This is a genomic window from Streptomyces sp. Pv4-95 (assembly GCF_045782725.1).
GTDB lineage: Bacteria > Actinomycetota > Actinomycetes > Streptomycetales > Streptomycetaceae > Streptomyces.
In genome coordinates, this window is the sequence record NZ_CP127172.1 from 6486765 (window position 1) to 6502792 (window position 16028).

Annotated in this window: 14 protein-coding genes; 10 read left to right on the top strand and 4 right to left on the bottom strand. The window is 73.6% G+C overall.

Translation table 11 applies throughout. The annotated features are described in order from the left end of the window. Nucleotides 1-134: 134 nt before the first annotated feature. Nucleotides 135-1400, bottom strand: coding sequence for a DUF1015 family protein (locus QOM21_RS28390; protein WP_407553825.1), 1266 nt, complete (start codon nt 1398-1400; stop codon nt 135-137). 175 nt (nt 1401-1575) lie between these two features. On the opposite strand from QOM21_RS28390, the gene QOM21_RS28395 reads away from it, so the two are divergent. Continuing rightward, nucleotides 1576-2601, top strand: coding sequence for an HAD-IIA family hydrolase (locus QOM21_RS28395; RefSeq protein ID WP_407553826.1), 1026 nt, complete (start codon nt 1576-1578; stop codon nt 2599-2601). Between the two features lie 218 nt (nt 2602-2819). On the opposite strand, the gene QOM21_RS28400 is transcribed toward QOM21_RS28395, so the two are convergent. Further along, a complete protein-coding gene (locus QOM21_RS28400; protein ID WP_407553827.1) occupies nt 2820-3710 on the bottom strand; it encodes a siderophore-interacting protein in 891 nt (296 codons plus the stop codon). A 216-nt stretch (nt 3711-3926) separates the two neighbouring features. After that, nucleotides 3927-4955: an ABC transporter substrate-binding protein gene (locus QOM21_RS28405; RefSeq protein ID WP_407553828.1), complete on the bottom strand. Its 1029-nt coding sequence runs from the start codon at nt 4953-4955 to the stop codon at nt 3927-3929. Nucleotides 4956-5020: 65 nt separating this feature from the next. Here QOM21_RS28405 and QOM21_RS28410 point away from each other — a divergent pair, with 65 nt between their 5' ends. The 3 genes from QOM21_RS28410 to QOM21_RS28420 all read left to right on the top strand — a co-directional run bounded on the left by QOM21_RS28410 (nt 5021) and on the right by QOM21_RS28420 (nt 8350). Beyond that, nucleotides 5021-6070, top strand: a complete 1050-nt coding sequence (locus QOM21_RS28410; RefSeq protein WP_407553829.1) for a FecCD family ABC transporter permease — start codon at nt 5021-5023, stop codon at nt 6068-6070. Next, nucleotides 6067-7278 carry a FecCD family ABC transporter permease gene (locus QOM21_RS28415; protein WP_407553830.1) on the top strand — a complete coding sequence of 404 codons (1212 nt, stop codon included), beginning with the start codon at nt 6067-6069 and terminating at the stop codon, nt 7276-7278. The genes QOM21_RS28410 and QOM21_RS28415 overlap by 4 nt, the downstream gene beginning before the upstream one ends. Nucleotides 7279-7465: 187 nt before the next feature. Continuing rightward, nucleotides 7466-8350: an ABC transporter ATP-binding protein gene (locus tag QOM21_RS28420; RefSeq protein ID WP_407553831.1), complete on the top strand. Its 885-nt coding sequence runs from the start codon at nt 7466-7468 to the stop codon at nt 8348-8350. Nucleotides 8351-8392: 42 nt separating this feature from the next. Here the strand turns inward: QOM21_RS28420 and QOM21_RS28425 are convergent, their stop codons facing one another. Continuing rightward, a complete protein-coding gene (locus QOM21_RS28425) occupies nt 8393-8740 on the bottom strand; it encodes an SCP2 sterol-binding domain-containing protein (protein WP_407553832.1) in 348 nt (115 codons plus the stop codon). A gap of 362 nt (nt 8741-9102) precedes the next feature. Here QOM21_RS28425 and QOM21_RS28430 point away from each other — a divergent pair, with 362 nt between their 5' ends. The 6 genes from QOM21_RS28430 (at nt 9103) to QOM21_RS28455 (ending at nt 16023) form a co-directional block, all read left to right on the top strand. Beyond that, a complete protein-coding gene (locus tag QOM21_RS28430) occupies nt 9103-9330 on the top strand; it encodes a hypothetical protein (protein ID WP_407553833.1) in 228 nt (75 codons plus the stop codon). A gap of 7 nt (nt 9331-9337) precedes the next feature. Next, entirely contained in the window at nt 9338-10153 is an 816-nt protein-coding gene (locus QOM21_RS28435) for a TlyA family RNA methyltransferase (RefSeq protein WP_407553834.1), read from the top strand. 59 nt (nt 10154-10212) lie between these two features. After that, nucleotides 10213-11091 carry an NAD kinase gene (locus tag QOM21_RS28440; RefSeq protein WP_393894530.1) on the top strand — a complete coding sequence of 293 codons (879 nt, stop codon included), beginning with the start codon at nt 10213-10215 and terminating at the stop codon, nt 11089-11091. 570 nt (nt 11092-11661) lie between these two features. Next, nucleotides 11662-13389: a DNA repair protein RecN gene (recN, locus tag QOM21_RS28445; protein ID WP_407555880.1), complete on the top strand. Its 1728-nt coding sequence runs from the start codon at nt 11662-11664 to the stop codon at nt 13387-13389. A 124-nt stretch (nt 13390-13513) separates the two neighbouring features. After that, a complete protein-coding gene (locus QOM21_RS28450; protein WP_407553835.1) occupies nt 13514-14302 on the top strand; it encodes a hypothetical protein in 789 nt (262 codons plus the stop codon). Nucleotides 14303-14871: 569 nt separating this feature from the next. Then, nucleotides 14872-16023 carry a glycosyltransferase family 4 protein gene (locus QOM21_RS28455; protein WP_407553836.1) on the top strand — a complete coding sequence of 384 codons (1152 nt, stop codon included), beginning with the start codon at nt 14872-14874 and terminating at the stop codon, nt 16021-16023. Nucleotides 16024-16028 lie beyond the last annotated feature (5 nt).

The window sequence follows — 16028 nt, forward strand, 5'->3', positions numbered from 1 at the left end:
GGCCACGTCCTGCGCAGCGCTGAGGGCGCGCAGGGGCAGGGAGACCCACCCGATGACGTAGTGAGGTAAGCCTAACCTAACTACATCTGCGGGTTGCGGAGGGGGCGCTCCGCCGGCGCCGGCCGGCGGAGGGCTCAGGGGGTGCCGTCCTCCAGGGTCCGCAGGACCAGGCCGGTGGCGGGCTTGGGCCCGAAGGAGGTCGACTTGCGTGGCATCGTCACGCCCTGCAGGGCGAGTTGACGGACCGTCTCCTCCGAGGTGGCACGCATCAGGACGGCGGTTCCGCCGTGCCGGGCGGCCTGCTCGACGGCTGCCTCGGTGTGATGCAGGTAGCCGATGTCCGACGGGTGGTCGGGGATGCGCCAGACGCTGTCGAGAAGGGTGGCGTGCAGCACCGTGGCATCCAGTTGCCGCCAGGTCTCCGGCCGGTCCTTGCGGATCGTGCGCTCCAGCAGCGCCGGATCCGGCCGGTCCAGCAGATGGAAGGTGTCCGGCCCGCCCGTCAGGACGAAGGCGTTGCCCGGCGTCCGCTCCAAGGTCTGCAGGGCGGCGGTCAGTCCGCCGGAGAGCGCGCGTACGCGGAAGGCGCCGGACAGGCCGGCCAGCGCCTCGGCGGGCGGCAGATGCGGCAGGACGCGGTGAATCGCGCGGACCTGGAGCGGATAGCGGGCCGTGTCGACCAGCAGCACCAGGCCGGATGCCCAGGGCGAGGAGGGGGTGGCGCCGGGCAACTGCTCGTACAGCCGCTGGTAGGTCGCCCAGCGGTGGTGTCCGTCGGCGATCAGGGCCTGCCTGCGGGAGAGATCGTCGTCGACCGCCGCGAGGTCGGCGGGGTCGGTGACGGCCCACAGCCGGTGCGCGAAGCCGTCCTCGGTGGTCGTGGCCAGCAGCGGGCTGCTCAGCACGGTGCGCTCGATGACGGCGGTGGCGCCCGTCGCGGTGCCCTGGCCGCGGTAGGAGAGCAGCAGGGGCTCGAAGTTGGCGGCTGCCGCGCGCATCAGGGCGGCGCGGTCCGCGACCACCTCGGGGATCACGCCCTCGTGCGGGAGCACCGGACCGTCCAGGCACAGGGCGCCGATCAGCCCGCGCTGCAGCACTTCGCCGCTGCGCTGCTCGTAGACGTACAGCGCCGGCCGGTCGTCGTGCGTCAGGATGCCTTCCGCGCGCCAGCGGCTCAGGGTGTCGGCGGCCTGGCGGTGGCGGGTGGCGGGGTCCGCGGCGTGCGGCAGGATCAGCCGGACGATGTTGTACGGATCGGCGGTCTCCAAGTGGCGCACACCGTCGGGCCGGACCACGACGTCGTACGGCGGCGAGGTGACGGCGGTGAGGCTGCTGACACGGTCCGGGGCATAGCGCAGTCCACGGAACGGGAGGAGGCGAAGGCCGTCGGTACTGGTCATTGAAGAATGCTATGCCGCCGTCCCGGTGAGGGATGATCGGGGGACAGCCGGTGACTGGCTGGAAATATCGGTATGCGCGAGGTGCGGACGACGCGCCGCGCGACGCGGAGGGCGACGTTCCGCGCGGCCGGGCGGAGTTCTTCGCGGGCGGCGCGGTGATGAGGAGCGAGACGGCATGAACGAGCAGGTTCGCAGGCAGCCCGACGGTTGCGAGCGCGCCCTGAGCGCGGCGTACGACACGGCGCTGCTGGATCTGGACGGGGTCGTCTACGCCGGCGGACAGGCCATCGCGCATGCCGTGGAGTCGCTGACGACGGCGCGGGACGGCGGTATGCACCTCGCATATGTGACCAATAACGCTGCCCGGACACCGCAGGCCGTCGCCGATCAGCTCACCGGCTTCGGTCTGCCGACCGGTCCGGAGGACGTGATCACCTCCGCGCAGGCGGTGGCGCGGCTGATCTCCGAGCAGGTGCCGAAGGGCGCGCGGGTGCTGGCGATCGGCGGCGAGGGGTTGCTGGTGGCGCTGCGTGAGCGAGGGCTGGAGCCGGTGGCGTCCGCGGACGACGAGCCGGCGGCGGTCGTGCAGGGCTACGACCCCACGCTGGACTGGGAGCGGCTGGCGGAGGCCGCGTACGCGGTGCAGCGAGGGGTGCCGTGGTTCGCCTCCAACACCGACCTGACGATCCCCAAGGAACGCGGGATCGCCCCCGGCAACGGCGCGTTGGTGGAGGTCGTCCGGATCGCGGCGGGCGGTTCGCCGCAGGTGGCGGGCAAGCCGCAGCCGCCGATGCACCGGGAGACGGTGCTGCGGACCGGCGCCCGGCGGCCGCTGGTGATCGGGGACCGGCTCGATACGGACATCGAGGGCGCCTGCAACGGCGAGGTGGACTCGCTGCTGGTGCTCACCGGCGTCACCACCGCCGCGGAGCTCCTGGCCGCGCCGCCGCAGCACCGGCCGACGTACGTGGACGCGGATCTGCGCGGGATGCTGACCTCGCAGCCGGATGTCGTCGCGGCCGACGGCGGCTTCCGGTGCGGCGGCTGGACGGCGAGGGCGAACGGTGAGGCGCTCGCCCTGGACGGCGACGGTGCGCCCCTGGACGCGCTGCGAGCGCTGTGCGCGGCGGCCTGGACCGCGGCGGGGGACGGCAGTTGCACGGCGGACGCGGGGAAGGCGCTGGCCCGCATCGGGATGTGAGGACCGGGCCCGGGCCCGGGCATCTCGCGGCCCGGGGCGCTCGTGGCCGACGCACTTCGCGGTCGACGGAGGCATCAGGGAAGCGTGCGGCACCAGGGGGTGGCGTGTCTGTGCCACGGCCGGGGGCGCGGCCCCCGGCGCATGCCCCACGGTGCGTGTCATTGCCGGGTCGGTCCTTGTCGGTTCGGTCCGGCCGTGTCCGGGTCGGGGTGTCCGGTTCAGTCCTGGTCGGCCGCCGCGGTGCCGGCCGTCAGCTCCGCGATCAGGTCCTCCTCGCTGGCGCCACGGCGCCAGTAGCCGGTGAACTTCACGGCCCTGCGGTCGATGCCGCGCTCGCGGACGAGGTGCCTGCGCACCGCCTTGACGGTGCCCGCCTCTCCGGCGATCCAGGCGTACGGCGTGCCCTCGGGCAGCTCGGCGGCGCGCAGTGCGTCGAGCACCGGCTGACGGGTTGCGGCCGTCGCCTCGTCCCGGACGAGCCAGGTGATGTCGGCGTCGGCGAAGGTCGGCAGGCTCTGCCGGTCGTCCTCGTGGGCGATTTCGACGTAGACCTTGGCCTGGGTGCCGGGGGAGAGCCAGGACAGGATGCCGCCGATGGCGGGCAGCGCGGTCTCGTCGCCGGTCAGCAGGATCCAGTCGGTGCCCGTCGGCGGCCGGAAGTCGACGCCGCCGTTGTCCTCGACGGCGGGGGCCAGGACGGTCAGCAGGTCGCCAGGACGGGCGCGGGCGGCCCAGCGCCCGGCCGGACCGGCCGCCGCGGCGTGGGTGGCGCTGTCCGCGCCGTGCAGGGCGAAGTCGACGTCGAACTCCCGCGGCTCATGGCGCTGTTCGCGGATCGTGTAGGAGCGCATCACGGCGCGCTCGGCAGGATCCTGTGCCCGCCAGGTGGTGTACCAGCCGTCGCCGGTGTCCTCGAAGACCGGCCGGTCCTGGTGGGGCTGCGGGAGGAAGATCTTGAAGCGCTGGTCACGACCGCCGGACGTCAGCTCGGCCAGACGTTCACCGCCGAAGGTGATCCGGACGATGGAGGGGCCCAGCCGCCGGGTGCGCACGACATGCACATCGAAGAAGCGGAAGGGCGTGGTGGCGGGTGCGGCGGTCGTGGTCATGCGGAGGAACCTCCCGGGAAGGCGCTGCGGTTTCTCGGTGACGGGACTGGGCGTTGGCGGTGACGGGACTGGGCGTTGGCGGTGCGGGGGTGGTGCATGGCGGTCCGGCGACGCCGCGTCGGGGGAGGCGTGGCGCCGGGGGTGCGGTGGTGCGGTGCGGCGCTGGTGGACCGCCGGCCTGCCGACGGCGGGCGGGTGATCCACCACCGCCCTGCGTCAGTTGACCTTCTTGGCGTCCTCGATCGCCTTGGCCAGCGACTCGATCAGCGGTGCGGCACCCGCGTAGGAGAAGCGCGGTTCGCTCGACCACGGGGTGATCTGGCCGGCCTTGACGGCGGGCAGCTTGGCCCAGGAGGGCTTGGCCGCCAGGTCCTTGGGCTGGAGGGTGGCGGTGCGGTTGTCGAGCAGCAGCACATCGGCCTTGTACTTGTCGGCGTTCTCCCAGCTCAGGCTCTCGAAGTAGCCGCCCTTGTCCAGGTGGTCGGGGACGATCAGGTCGACGCCGAGGGACTTGTAGTACATGAGGTCGGCGTTGATGCCCGGGTTGGAGGCGTAGAAGAGGTCGGGGCTGCCGGAGCAGGCGAGCACCTTGACCGGGTGGGACTTGGCGGCCTTGCGCAGCGCCGCGGCGGCCTTCTCGAAGCGGGCCTTGTCGTCGGTGACCTTCTTGGCCTTGAGGTCGGCGCCGAGCGACTGCGCCAGCTCGGCGTAGCGCTCGATGATCTTGACGAGGGGGGTCCGGGAGGAGGTGATCGCGACGCTCTTCGCGAGCTGCGCGATCTTGTCCTTGCTGTCCTCGGGGACGAACCAGAGGGCGCCGGGCTCGTACATGTTGGTGATGAGCAGATCGGGGTTGAGGCCCGCGTACTTCTCGACGTTGAACTGGTTGTAGGCGTTGCCGATGATGGTGACCTTGTCGACGTCCAGGTCACCCGCCTGCGGGTCGGCCTTGCCGTTCTTCAGCTTGGTCGGGCCGAAGACGCCGACGATCTGCTCGTCCATCCCGAAGTCGTGCAGCGCCGCCGCGGTGCCGGTGAAGGCGACGATGCGCTGCGGGGTGCCGTCGAGGGAGACCTTCTTCCTGCGGTCGTCGGTGAAGGACCAAGGGCCGCCCTTGGCGTCCTTCGTGGCGCCCCCCGTCCCCTTTTCACCGCCGCACGCGGCCAGCAGGGCGCCGATGCCGACGGCGCCGCCCGCGGCCAGGACACCGCGACGGGACGGAGTTACGCTTCGGGGGGTGCTCATGAGGGTGCGCTTCTCTCTGGGAGGGGCCTGTAAGTCGAATGTGAGGGTAGGCTAACCTAACTCTCGTGTTGGTTGACAGCCCCCCCGAAGCATCAAAGGCCCCGGCCCAAGTGGCGCCGCAGCGTCGGCTCGTCACGCGCTCCGCGGGGCTGGTCGCCTCCGTGGCCGCCCTGGCCGTGATCGCCGTCCTCGGCATCGCCGTCGGCGCCAAACAGATTCCCCTCGACCAGGTGTGGCACGGGGTCTTCGACTACTCCGGCTCCGATACCGACGTGGTCGTGCGCGATGTGCGGTTCCCGCGCACCCTGCTCGCGCTCATCGTCGGAGCCGCGCTCGGACTGGCCGGCACCGTCATGCAGGCGCTGACCCGGAACCCGCTCGCCGACCCCGGGGTGCTCGGCATCAACGCCGGCGCCTCCGCGGCGGTCGTCTCCGCCATCAGCTTCTTCGGCGTCACCTCGCTGTCCGGATATGTGTGGTTCGCGTTCGCCGGCGCGGCGGTGGTCTCCGTCGCGGTGTACGTCCTGGGCGGCACCCGCAACGCCACGCCCGTGCGGCTCGCGCTCGCCGGCACCGCGCTGACCGCCGTCCTCGTCGGCTACATCAACGCCGTCAACCTGATGGACACCGCGGCGCTGGACAAGATGCGCTTCTGGACGGTCGGTTCGCTGGCTTCCGCCACCATGCCGACGGTCACCCACATCGCGCCGTTCCTCGTGGTGGGCGGCGTGCTCGCGCTGCTGCTCGCCCGGCCGTTGAACGCCGTCGCCCTCGGCGACGACCAGGCGCGGGCCCTGGGCGCCCGGCTGACCCGCACCCGCGTGCTGGCGATGCTCGCCGTCACGCTGCTGTGCGGCGGCGCGACCGCCGCCTGCGGCCCGATCGTCTACGTCGGGCTGATGGTGCCGCATGTCGTACGCGCCATCACCGGGCCCGACATGCGCTGGATCCTGCCGTATTCGGCGGTGCTCTCGCCGGTCCTGCTGCTCGGCGCGGACATCCTCGGCCGGGTCGCGGCCCGGCCCGGCGAGTTGCAGGTCGGCATCGTCACGGCCGTTGTCGGCGGACCGGTCTTCATCTATCTCGTACGGCGTCGGAGGATGGCCCAGCTGTGAGCGCGACCGTGAAGCCCGGAAAGGGCGGGCAGCCCGGGACGCCCGGAACATCCGAGAAGGGGGCCGATGACGTGACGGAGGAAGGGCGCCGCACGCCGGCCGGCCCGGACGCGAAGCGCGGTGCGGGGGCGAAGGCGCCGCGGCGGGTGATATCCGTGCGCACCGCGGGCGGGTTCTCCCTCCGGCTCGATCTGCGTGCCGTCGCGACCGGGCTGGTGCTGCTCGTCGTCGCGCTGGCCGCGGCCGTGGCGCTGATCGGCTCCGGCGACTACCCGATGACACCGGGCGAGGTGCTCAGCACGCTGACCGGTGACGGCAACCCCGGCCAGGTGTTCATCGTGCAGGACCTGCGGCTGCCGCGGGTCCTGGTGGGGCTGATGGTCGGCGCCGCGTTCGGCATCGCCGGTGCCGTCTTCCAGACCGTCTCGCGCAACCCCCTGGGCAGCCCGGACGTCCTCGGCTTCGCCCAGGGTTCGTCCGTCGGGGCGCTGGTCGTCATCGTCTACTTCCAGGGCGGCACCCTCGCGGTCGCCGCCGGCGCGGTCGTCGGCGGTGTCTTCACCGGCCTCGCCATCTTCCTGCTCGCCTGGAAGCGCGGTATCCAGGGATACCGCTTCGTGCTCGTCGGAATCGGCGCCTCCGCGATGCTCTACGCCCTGGTGCTCTACCTCCTGACGAAGGCGAACATCTACGAGGCGACCCGCGCCACCACCTGGATGACCGGGTCGCTCAACGGCCGGGACTGGTCCCAGGTCTGGCCGCTGGCCGGGGTGTGCGTCGTCCTCATCCCGCTGGTGCTCCTCCAGGGGAGGCCGTTGCGCATGCTGGAGATGGGCGACGACGCCGCGTACGCGCTGGGCGTCCGGGTCGACCGGGTGCGGGTGGTGACCCTGTTCGCCTCGGTACTGCTGGTCGCCTCGGCCACCGCCGCCGCCGGTCCCATCTCGTTCGTGGCGCTCACCGCGCCGCAGCTGGCCCGGCGGCTCCGCCTCCCGCGCTTGCGCAAGGGCGCTCGAAGCGCTCCCACGCCCGGCCCCAACCTGCTGTCGTCCGCCCTCATGGGCTCGGTGCTGCTGGTCGCGGCCGACTGGGCATCGCAGGGTCTCTTCGGCGCCGACCAACTCCCGGTGGGCGTGCTCACCGGCATGCTGGGCGGCGGCTATCTGCTGTGGCTGCTGGCCACCGAGCGCAAGGCCGGGCGGGTATGAGCACGGGCACGCCCGGAGCACCCGCCGGTACGAGGGCCGGTGCGACGGCCGCGGCCGAGCCCGGCGGAGGGATGGCGGCGAGCATGCCTCCGGCGGCCGGTGACCGCCCGGCGGCGGACGGGCCGCGCGCCGCACACCGGTGTGCGGCACCGGACAACAGCTACACGACAACCCCAGGAGCCCTGAAGTGAGCCGTCTCACGGCCGAGAACGTCACCCTCGCCTACGACCAGCGGGTCATCGCCGAAAACCTCTCGGTCCGCATCCCCGACCACTCCTTCACGGTCATCGTCGGCCCGAACGCCTGCGGCAAGTCCACCCTGCTGCGCGCCCTGTCCCGGATGCTCAAGCCGGCCGCCGGGTCGGTACTGCTCGACGGCTCGGTGATCTCCTCGCTCCCGGCCAAGAAGGTCGCAAGGACCCTGGGGCTGCTGCCGCAGTCCTCGGTCGCACCCGACGGCATCACGGTGTCGGACCTGGTGGCGCGCGGCCGCTACCCGCACCAGGGTCTGCTGCGCCAGTGGTCCGGCGAGGACGAGCGCATCGTCCAGGAGTCGCTCGCCGCGACCGGTATCACGGGCCTGGCGGAGCGGTATGTCGACGAGCTCTCCGGCGGTCAGCGGCAGCGCGTGTGGATCGCGATGGCACTCGCCCAGCAGACGCCGCTGCTCCTGCTGGACGAGCCGACGACCTACCTGGACATCCAGCACCAGATCGAGGTCCTCGACCTGTGCGCCGATCTGCACGAGGAGCAGGGCCGCACGCTCGTCGCCGTGCTGCACGACCTCAACCACGCCGCCCGTTACGCGACGCACCTCATCGCCATGAAGGACGGCGCGGTCGTCGCCGAGGGCGCGCCGGGGGAGATCGTCACGGCGGAGCTGGTGGAGGACGTCTTCGGGCTCGGCTGCCAGATCATCGACGATCCGCAGACCGGCACGCCCCTGGTCATCCCGGCCGCCCGCACTCCGCGCGGCGGAAGCCGGAGCGGCGTCGGCCTGCCCGGGACGGAAACGGCCGGGGCAGGCGAGACGGCGGAGGCGAAGGCCGATCGCGTGCACGCGGGTTCGTGAAAGCGGGCCCCGTCCTGGGCGGCCACCGGGCGGTGGCCGGCGCTACAGCAGCGTGCGCAGGCGCAACAGGTCGCGCAGGCCGGCTTCCAGCTTGACGCGGCCGCTGCCCCACGCCTTCGCGAAGTTGAGGCGCCCGTCCACCAGGGCGACCAGATCGTCCCCGGCCATGGCGAGACGGATATCCGCCTTGTGCGGCGGCGGGCCGGGCACATGGGTCACGTCCTGGATGCTGCCGTCCGCGAGCCGCCCCACGAACGTGATGTCGAGGTCCGTGATGCGGCAGCTGAGCGAGCGGTCGAGCGCGGCGGCGCTGCGCACGCCGCCGTCCGCCGAGGAGAGGTTCTGGGCCAGCCGGTCGAGCGCGGCGCGGCACTGGTCGAGGGTTGCCATCGTGATCGACGATACGCCAGGTCGGGGGCGGCTCGTACGCCGTTGACGGGGTTGCGCAAGGTAGCGTCGGGGGCATGGAAGAGCCGACGTCAGGCCCGGAGCCGGAAGGGCCCGCCGCAGCCTCGGACCCGGGTGCGCGCCCGGGGTACGGGGACCGGGCGGGAAGCGCGTCCGGAACAACCGGATCCGCCGGGCAGGCCGGGAGCCCCCGGTCTGCCGAGAACGCCGTAACGGCCGCTGGGACGGACGGGACAGCCGGGGCGGAGGACCCTGCCGGGGCGGCGGAAGCCGCGGGGCCCGACGGGGCCGCGGAGCCGACCGACGCCCCCGCGCCGACCGAATCCGTGGAGCCGGCCGACCCCGTGGGCTCCGCGGCACCGCAGCCGATCGGGATCGCGGTCACGCCGACCGGCGACGCCGCGGTCGACGCCCGGCTGCGGCGGCTCGCCGACGCCGACCACCTCCCCGCGAGTGGCCACCTCCAGGTGTACGAGGATGTGCACCGTGGGCTGCGCGACGCGCTGGCCGCCCTCGACCAGCGCCCCGGGCCGCCCGCCCCTTCCTCGACGACGCACGACAACAGGAGCTGAACCACAGGTGGCAGGAGTGGCACGACGCCGACTCGACGCGGAGCTGGTGCGCCGCAAGCTGGCCCGCTCGCGCGAGCACGCGAGCCAGCTGATCGCCGCGGGGCGGGTGACCGTCGGCGGGGCGACCGCGACCAAGTCCGCCACCCAGGTCGAGACCAGCGCCGCCGTCGTCGTACGCGAGGACGAGGGCGACCCCGACTACGTCTCGCGCGGCGGCCACAAGCTCGCCGGCGCGTTCGCCGCCTTCGTCCCGCAGGGCCTGAAGATCGAGGGCCGGCGGGCGCTGGACGCGGGCGCCTCGACCGGCGGCTTCACCGACGTACTGCTGCGCGCCGGCGCCGGGCACGTCGTCGCCGTCGACGTCGGCTACGGGCAGCTGGCGTGGTCGCTGCAGAGCGACGACCGGGTCAGCGTCAAGGACCGCACGAACGTACGTGAGTTGACGCTGGAGCAGATCGACTCCACACCCGTCGACCTCGTCGTCGGCGACCTCTCCTTCATCCCGCTCGGGCTCGTCCTGCCCGCACTGGTCGGCTGCGCGGCGCCCGACGCCGACCTGGTGCTGATGGTCAAACCGCAATTCGAGGTCGGCAAGGAACGGCTGGGCAGCGGCGGAGTGGTGCGCAGCGCGGAACTGCGTGCCGGGGCCGTGCGCGCGGTCGCGGGCCGGGCCGCGGAACTGGGACTTGGCATTCTTGGCGTAACTGCGAGCCCGTTGCCCGGACCATCGGGGAATGTCGAGTACTTTCTGTGGCTGCGCGCCGGGGCGCCTGCACTCGACCCGGCGGATGTCGACCGTGCAGTGGCGGAGGGGCCCCGTTGACCACAACCCAGGCAGTTGAAGGCAGCGCAGCACACGAGCGGGACGGCGCGGAGCGGACCGTGTTCCTGCTCGCGCACACCGGCCGCCCCGCGGCCATCCGCAGCGCCGAACTCGTCGTCCAGGGCCTGCTGCGCAGCGGCATCGGCGTGCGGGTGCTGGCCGAGGAGGCCGCGGACCTGCCGCTGCCGCCGTCCGTCGAGCGCGTCGAGACCGAGCCGTGCGCCGCCGAGGGCTGCGAACTGCTGGTGGTGCTCGGCGGGGACGGCACGCTGCTGCGCGGCGCGGACTTCGCGCGCACGTCCGGCGTGCCGATGCTGGGCGTCAATCTCGGCCGGGTCGGCTTCCTCGCCGAGGCCGAACGCGATGACCTCGACAAGGTCGTCGACCGGGTCGTCACCCGCGCGTACGAGGTCGAGGAGCGGATGACGCTCGATGTCCTCGTCCGTAACAACGGCAATGTCGTGCACACCGATTGGGCGCTCAACGAGGCGTCGGTGGAGAAGGCCGCGCGGGAGCGGATGCTGGAGGTCGTCACCGAGGTCGACGGCCGTCCGGTCTCCCGCTTCGGCGGCGACGGGGTGGTCTGCGCGACACCGACCGGCTCGACCGCGTACGCCTTCTCGGCCGGCGGCCCGGTGGTCTGGCCCGAGGTCGAGGCGCTGCTGATGGTCCCGATCAGCGCGCACGCGCTGTTCGCCAAGCCGCTGGTGACCTCGCCGAATTCGGTGCTGGCGGTGGAGGTCCAGCCCAAGACACCGCACGGCATCCTGTGGTGCGACGGCCGGCGCAGCGTCGAACTCCCCGCCGGCGCACGGGTGGAGGTCCGCCGCGGCGCCGTCCCGGTACGCCTCGCGCGCCTGCACCACGCCTCCTTCACCGACCGCCTCGTCGCCAAGTTCGCCCTGCCGGTGGCGGGGTGGCGGGGGGCACCGCACTAGGAACCGGGACCGGGAGCGGTGGAGGTACCGTGCCCGGGGCCCGGTGGGCGGGAGCTTCGGCGTCGGACTCGGCGACGGAATCCGGCCATTGAAACCGCCGGGTGAGCTGCCGGGCCGGGGCCTGGATCACCGGCCCGAGGGATGTCCGACAGCTCCCTCGTGGACGGCTTCCCGATGGCCGGGCCCCGGGAATCGACATGTCGATGGACCCGAGGGAGGGCCGCCGGCCATCGGATGGTGACAAGGCGATGCCATCATCACCCCCTCCGGCTCGGGACTCTTGCCCGCCCCCCGGCCACGCAGACCCGCACCTGCCGGTGAGCCGGGTACGAATGCACCTTTCGTTCGGTACGTACGCGGCCTTCTCGCTGTACGTACGCGGCTTTCTCCCGAGCCCGAGGGGTCCGCGGCCCGGTGCGGTCGGGCTCCCATCTGGGCCGCGAGGGCCTTGCCCAGGAGGAATCCGAGCGGGGGCGGGTGGGTTTTCCGCGGCTTCCGGGGCAGGGGAGAGGGGGAGGCCGTCGCGGGGGGACCTCGGGACCTCGTAAGGTCGTGTCCGTGTTGGAGGAGATGCGGATCCAGTCCCTGGGCGTCATTGATGACGCCGTTGTCGAGCTGTCCCCGGGCTTCACGGCGGTGACGGGCGAGACAGGCGCGGGCAAGACCATGGTCGTCACCAGCCTCGGCCTGCTGCTCGGCGGGCGCGCCGACCCCGCCCTGGTGCGGATCGGCGCCAAATCGGCGGTCGTGGAGGGCCGGATCACGACGGCCGACGGCGACCCGGCGGCCGTACGGGCCGAGGAGGCCGGCGCGGAGCTGGAGGACGGCGTGCTCCTGATCAGCCGCACCGTCTCCGCAGAAGGCCGCTCCCGTGCCCATGTGGGAGGCCGGTCGGTACCGGTCGGACTGCTGGGCGAGCTGGCCGACGATCTTGTCGCGGTGCACGGCCAGACCGACCAGCAGGGTCTGCTGCGGCCGGCCCGTCAGCGCCAGGCCCTCGACCGCTACGCCGGGGACGCGGTCAGCATTCCGCTCGCCGCCTATGCCACCGCCCACCGCCGGCTGCGCGCCGTCGCGAGCGAGCTGGACGAGCTGACGACCCTGGCCCGCGAGCGGACGCAGGAAGCCGATCTGCTGCGCTTCGGCCTGGAGGAGATCGCGGCGGTCGAACCGCTGCCCGGGGAGGACACCGACCTCGCCGCCGAGGCCGAGCGGCTCGGGCACGCCGAGGCGCTCGCCTCCGCGGCGACCGCCGCGCACGCCGCGCTGGCCGGTGACCTCGAAGACCTGGAGGCCGTGGACGCCACCACCCTGGTCGCCGGTGCCCACCGCGCCCTCGACGCCGTACGCAGCCACGACCGGGAGCTGTCCGCGCTGGCCGACCGGCTCGGCGAGATCGGCATTCTCCTGTCGGACGTGGCGGGCGAGCTGGCCGGCTACGCCGACGGCCTGGACGCCGACCCGCTGCGGCTGGCCGCCGTCGAGGAGCGCCGCGCTGCCCTGACCCAGCTGACCCGCAAGTACGGGCAGGACATCGCGGCGGTGCTGGCCTGGTCCGAGGCGAGCGCCGCACGGCTCGCCGAACTGGACGGCGACGACGACCGGATCGGTGAGCTGACCGCAGAGCGGGACGCGCTCCGTGCCGAACTGGGCGCGCTGGGACAGGCGTTGACCGACGCCCGCACCGCGTCGGCGAAGGAGTTCGCCGACGCCGTCACCGCGGAACTCGCCGAACTCGCCATGCCCCACGCCCGGGTGAGCGTGGAGATCCGGCAGGTCGAGGTGGCGGAGGACGCCGACGGCATCGAGATCGGCGGCCGTAACGTCGCCTATGGCCCGGCAGGCGCCGACGAGGTCGAGCTGCTGCTGGCCCCGCACCCGGGCGCACCGCCCCGGCCGATCGCCAAGGGGGCGTCCGGCGGTGAGCTCTCCCGGGTGATGCTCGCCGTCGAGGTGGTCTTCGCCGGCTCCGACCCCGTACCGACCTACCTCTTCGACGAGGTGGACGCGGGCGTCGGCGGCAAGGCGGCCGTCGAGGTCGGCCGGCGGCTGGCCCGGCTCGCGAAGTCGGCACAGGTCGTCGTCGTCACGCACCTTCCGCAGGTCGCGGCCTTCGCGGACCGGCAGCTCCTCGTCGAGAAGACGAACGACGGATCGGTCACCAGGAGCGGTGTCACCGTCCTGGAGGGCGAGGAGCGGGTGCGGGAACTCTCCCGGATGCTGGCCGGCCAGGAGGACTCCGAGACGGCCCGGGCGCATGCCGAGGAGCTGCTGGAAACGGCGCGTTCGGGACGCTAGAGGGCGCGGGCCGAACGGTCCGCAGGGCACGTCTGGTCCGCACCACCGGGGCCCGCGGGCATCAATATCGCGCCTTCCGACGACGGGCGTGGAGCGCGGCACGGCGTCGCGCGAGGGGAGAGACATGGCGGCGGCAGACACCGGTGTGTGGGGGCGGATCGCGGCGCTTGCCGGGGCGGCGGGAGCGACCAGGGCGGCGTACGCGGCGCTCAGGACCCGGCCGCCGGGCGGTGCGGCGCGCTGGGAGCGGACGAACCACGCGGGCCGGACGGTGCACTTGCACGCGGGGCTCGCGACGGCCTTCGGCACCGCGTTCGCCGCCGCCACGGCTCCGGGACTGCCCGCACGGACGAGGGGCGCCGCCGCCCTGGCGGTCCTCGCCGCCGGCGGCTGCGGGGCATACGACGACCTGGCCGGCGTGGGCGATGCCCGGCGCGGCTTCCGGGCGCACCTCTCGGCCCTGCGCGGCGGAGAGGTCACCACGGGGGCCGTGAAGCTGTTCGGGATCGGCGCGGCCGGGCTGGCCGCGGGCGCGCTGCTCAAGGAACGCCCGGTCGACAAGGTGCTGGCGGGCGTGGTGATCGCCGGCTCGGCCCATCTGGTGAACCTGCTGGACGTCCGGCCCGGCCGGGCGGTCGGCGCCGTGGCGGCCATCGGCGCGCCGGGGCTGCTGCGCCGAGGACCGGCCGGCCCGCTGTCCGCCGTGCCCGTGGGTTCCGCGACGGCTGTCGTCGGTGACGACATGGGGGAGCGCACCATGCTCGGGGACGCCGGGGCGCACGCCCTCGGTGCGGGCCTCGGGCTCGCCATCGCCACCGGAAACGGGCGAACAGGGCTTCTCGCCCACGCGGCCGGGCTGATCGTGGCCGCGGCCGCGGGGGAGCGCGCCAGCCGGGCCGCCGCCGCACTGTGACCACGGGGCACTGCGGCCGGGGGGCGCTTCCGGCCACCATTCCGGCGCAGTCCGGCCTCTTTGGCCGCCCGCGCTCCGGCGTGCGCCGCCAAGGCCGGAGCGCGGCAGCCTTGCCCGGCGTGTAGCGGCCCTTCTAGCGGCCCTTCCCCGGCGTGTGTCCGGCCGTCCGGCGTACGCCCGAGCCATCCTCGAACGGGTGTCGAGGCGGTCGGTTTGTCGCCCATGTGGGTGAACCCGTGGATGTGCGGGTGAGACTTCCCACCGGAACGGCATACAAGCGGTGCGGAATTGACGCCGCCGGGCTGGCATCCTGGGCGCGGTGCGCAGCGTCGGGCGCGCTCGCGATGTCCTGCCCCGGTGGAGGACCTCGGTGCGGCCGGCCTCGCGATGCCGCACCACACCCTTCGCGGCGCTCCCCGGCCCCGCGCACGACCCCGAGGCCGCACGACCACGCTCAGCCGGTTCCGCACGACCACGCAGCAACGCTGCACGACGCAGCGCCCCGCAGTTCCCGGACCGCCCCCGCCGGTCCGGCCCGTACCGTCCACCGACACAGGAGCCCCGACCACGTGAGCAGCGTCCCGACCTCGTCGCACGGGCAGTCCCCGCTGCGCACGGTCCAGGTGCTGGGGCACGGCAGCGCCGGCAGCGCGGCCCATGTGCGGTCCTTGGCGGAAGGGCTGGTCGCGCGCGGGGTGCGGGTGACCGTGTGCGCCGCTCCCGAAGCCGAGGAGACGTACGACTTCACCGGCGTCGGAGCGCGGTTCACCCCGGTCGCCCCGCGCATGGACCCGGCCGGTGTGGCGGCCCTGCGCAGCGCCTGCTGGGGCGCCGACCTCGTCCATGCGCACGGCCTGCGGGCCGGTCTGCGGGCCTCCATGGCCCTGCGCGGCCCCCGGGGAGCACGCGTACCTCTGGTCATCACCTGGCACACAAAAGCGCACACCGCGGGCGCGCGTGCCGGGCTCGTGCATCTGATGGAACGGCGGGTGGCGAAGGCGGCCGCTGTCGTCCTCGGAGTCTGCTCCGACCTCGTGGACCGGGCGCGCGAGCGGGGCGCACGCGATGCCCGTCTCGCGCCGGTCGCCATCCCCCGCCCCCGGCCGGGCGGTGCGCCGTCCGAGGCCGAGGACGAGGAGTGCAAGCGCGACAAGGAGCGGGCCGAACTGGGCGCCGTGGACCGCCCCTTGCTGCTCGCGGTCGGCCGCCTCGACCCCGGTCAGGGCCACGACCTGCTGCTCGACGCGGCGCACGCCTGGTGTGCCCGTGACCCGCAGCCGCTGCTCGCCATCGCGGGGGAGGGGGACCAGCGGCTCGCGCTCCAGCGGCGCATCGACAACGAGCTGCTGCCCGTCCAGCTGCTCGGCCGCCGCGACGACGTCCCCGAACTCCTCGCGGCCGCCGACCTGGTGGTGCTTCCCAGCCGCTGGGAAGCGCGTTCGCTGATCGCCCAGGAGGCGCTGCGGGCCGGTGTACCCCTGGTGGCGACCGACACCGGAGGCACCCGCGAGCTGGTGGGCAGCGGAGCCGAACTGGTCCGCTACGGCGATGCCGCGGCCCTGGCCCGTACGGTCCTCGACCTCCTCGCCGACCCCGCCCGCCGGGACGCCCTCGCCGCGGCGGGCCGGGCCCAGGCGGCCGGGTGGCCCACCGAGGACGACACGGTCGCGCAGGTGCTCAGCGTCTACGACGAGCTGACGCAGCCCGTTCAGCCGGGCTAGCCGCA

Bases quoted from the DNA above. Each gene is read 5' to 3' on its own strand.
- QOM21_RS28450 (WP_407553835.1), top strand. From the start codon at position 13,514: ATGGCGGCGGCAGACACCGGTGTGTGGGGGCGGATCGCGGCGCTTGCC.
- QOM21_RS28395 (WP_407553826.1), top strand. From the start codon at position 1,576: ATGAACGAGCAGGTTCGCAGGCAGCCCGACGGTTGCGAGCGCGCCCTG.
- QOM21_RS28425 (WP_407553832.1), bottom strand. From the start codon at position 8,740: ATGGCAACCCTCGACCAGTGCCGCGCCGCGCTCGACCGGCTGGCCCAG.
- QOM21_RS28400 (WP_407553827.1), bottom strand. From the start codon at position 3,710: ATGACCACGACCGCCGCACCCGCCACCACGCCCTTCCGCTTCTTCGAT.
- QOM21_RS28405 (WP_407553828.1), bottom strand. From the start codon at position 4,955: ATGAGCACCCCCCGAAGCGTAACTCCGTCCCGTCGCGGTGTCCTGGCC.
- recN (WP_407555880.1), top strand. From the start codon at position 11,662: ATGCGGATCCAGTCCCTGGGCGTCATTGATGACGCCGTTGTCGAGCTG.
- QOM21_RS28390 (WP_407553825.1), bottom strand. From the start codon at position 1,400: ATGACCAGTACCGACGGCCTTCGCCTCCTCCCGTTCCGTGGACTGCGC.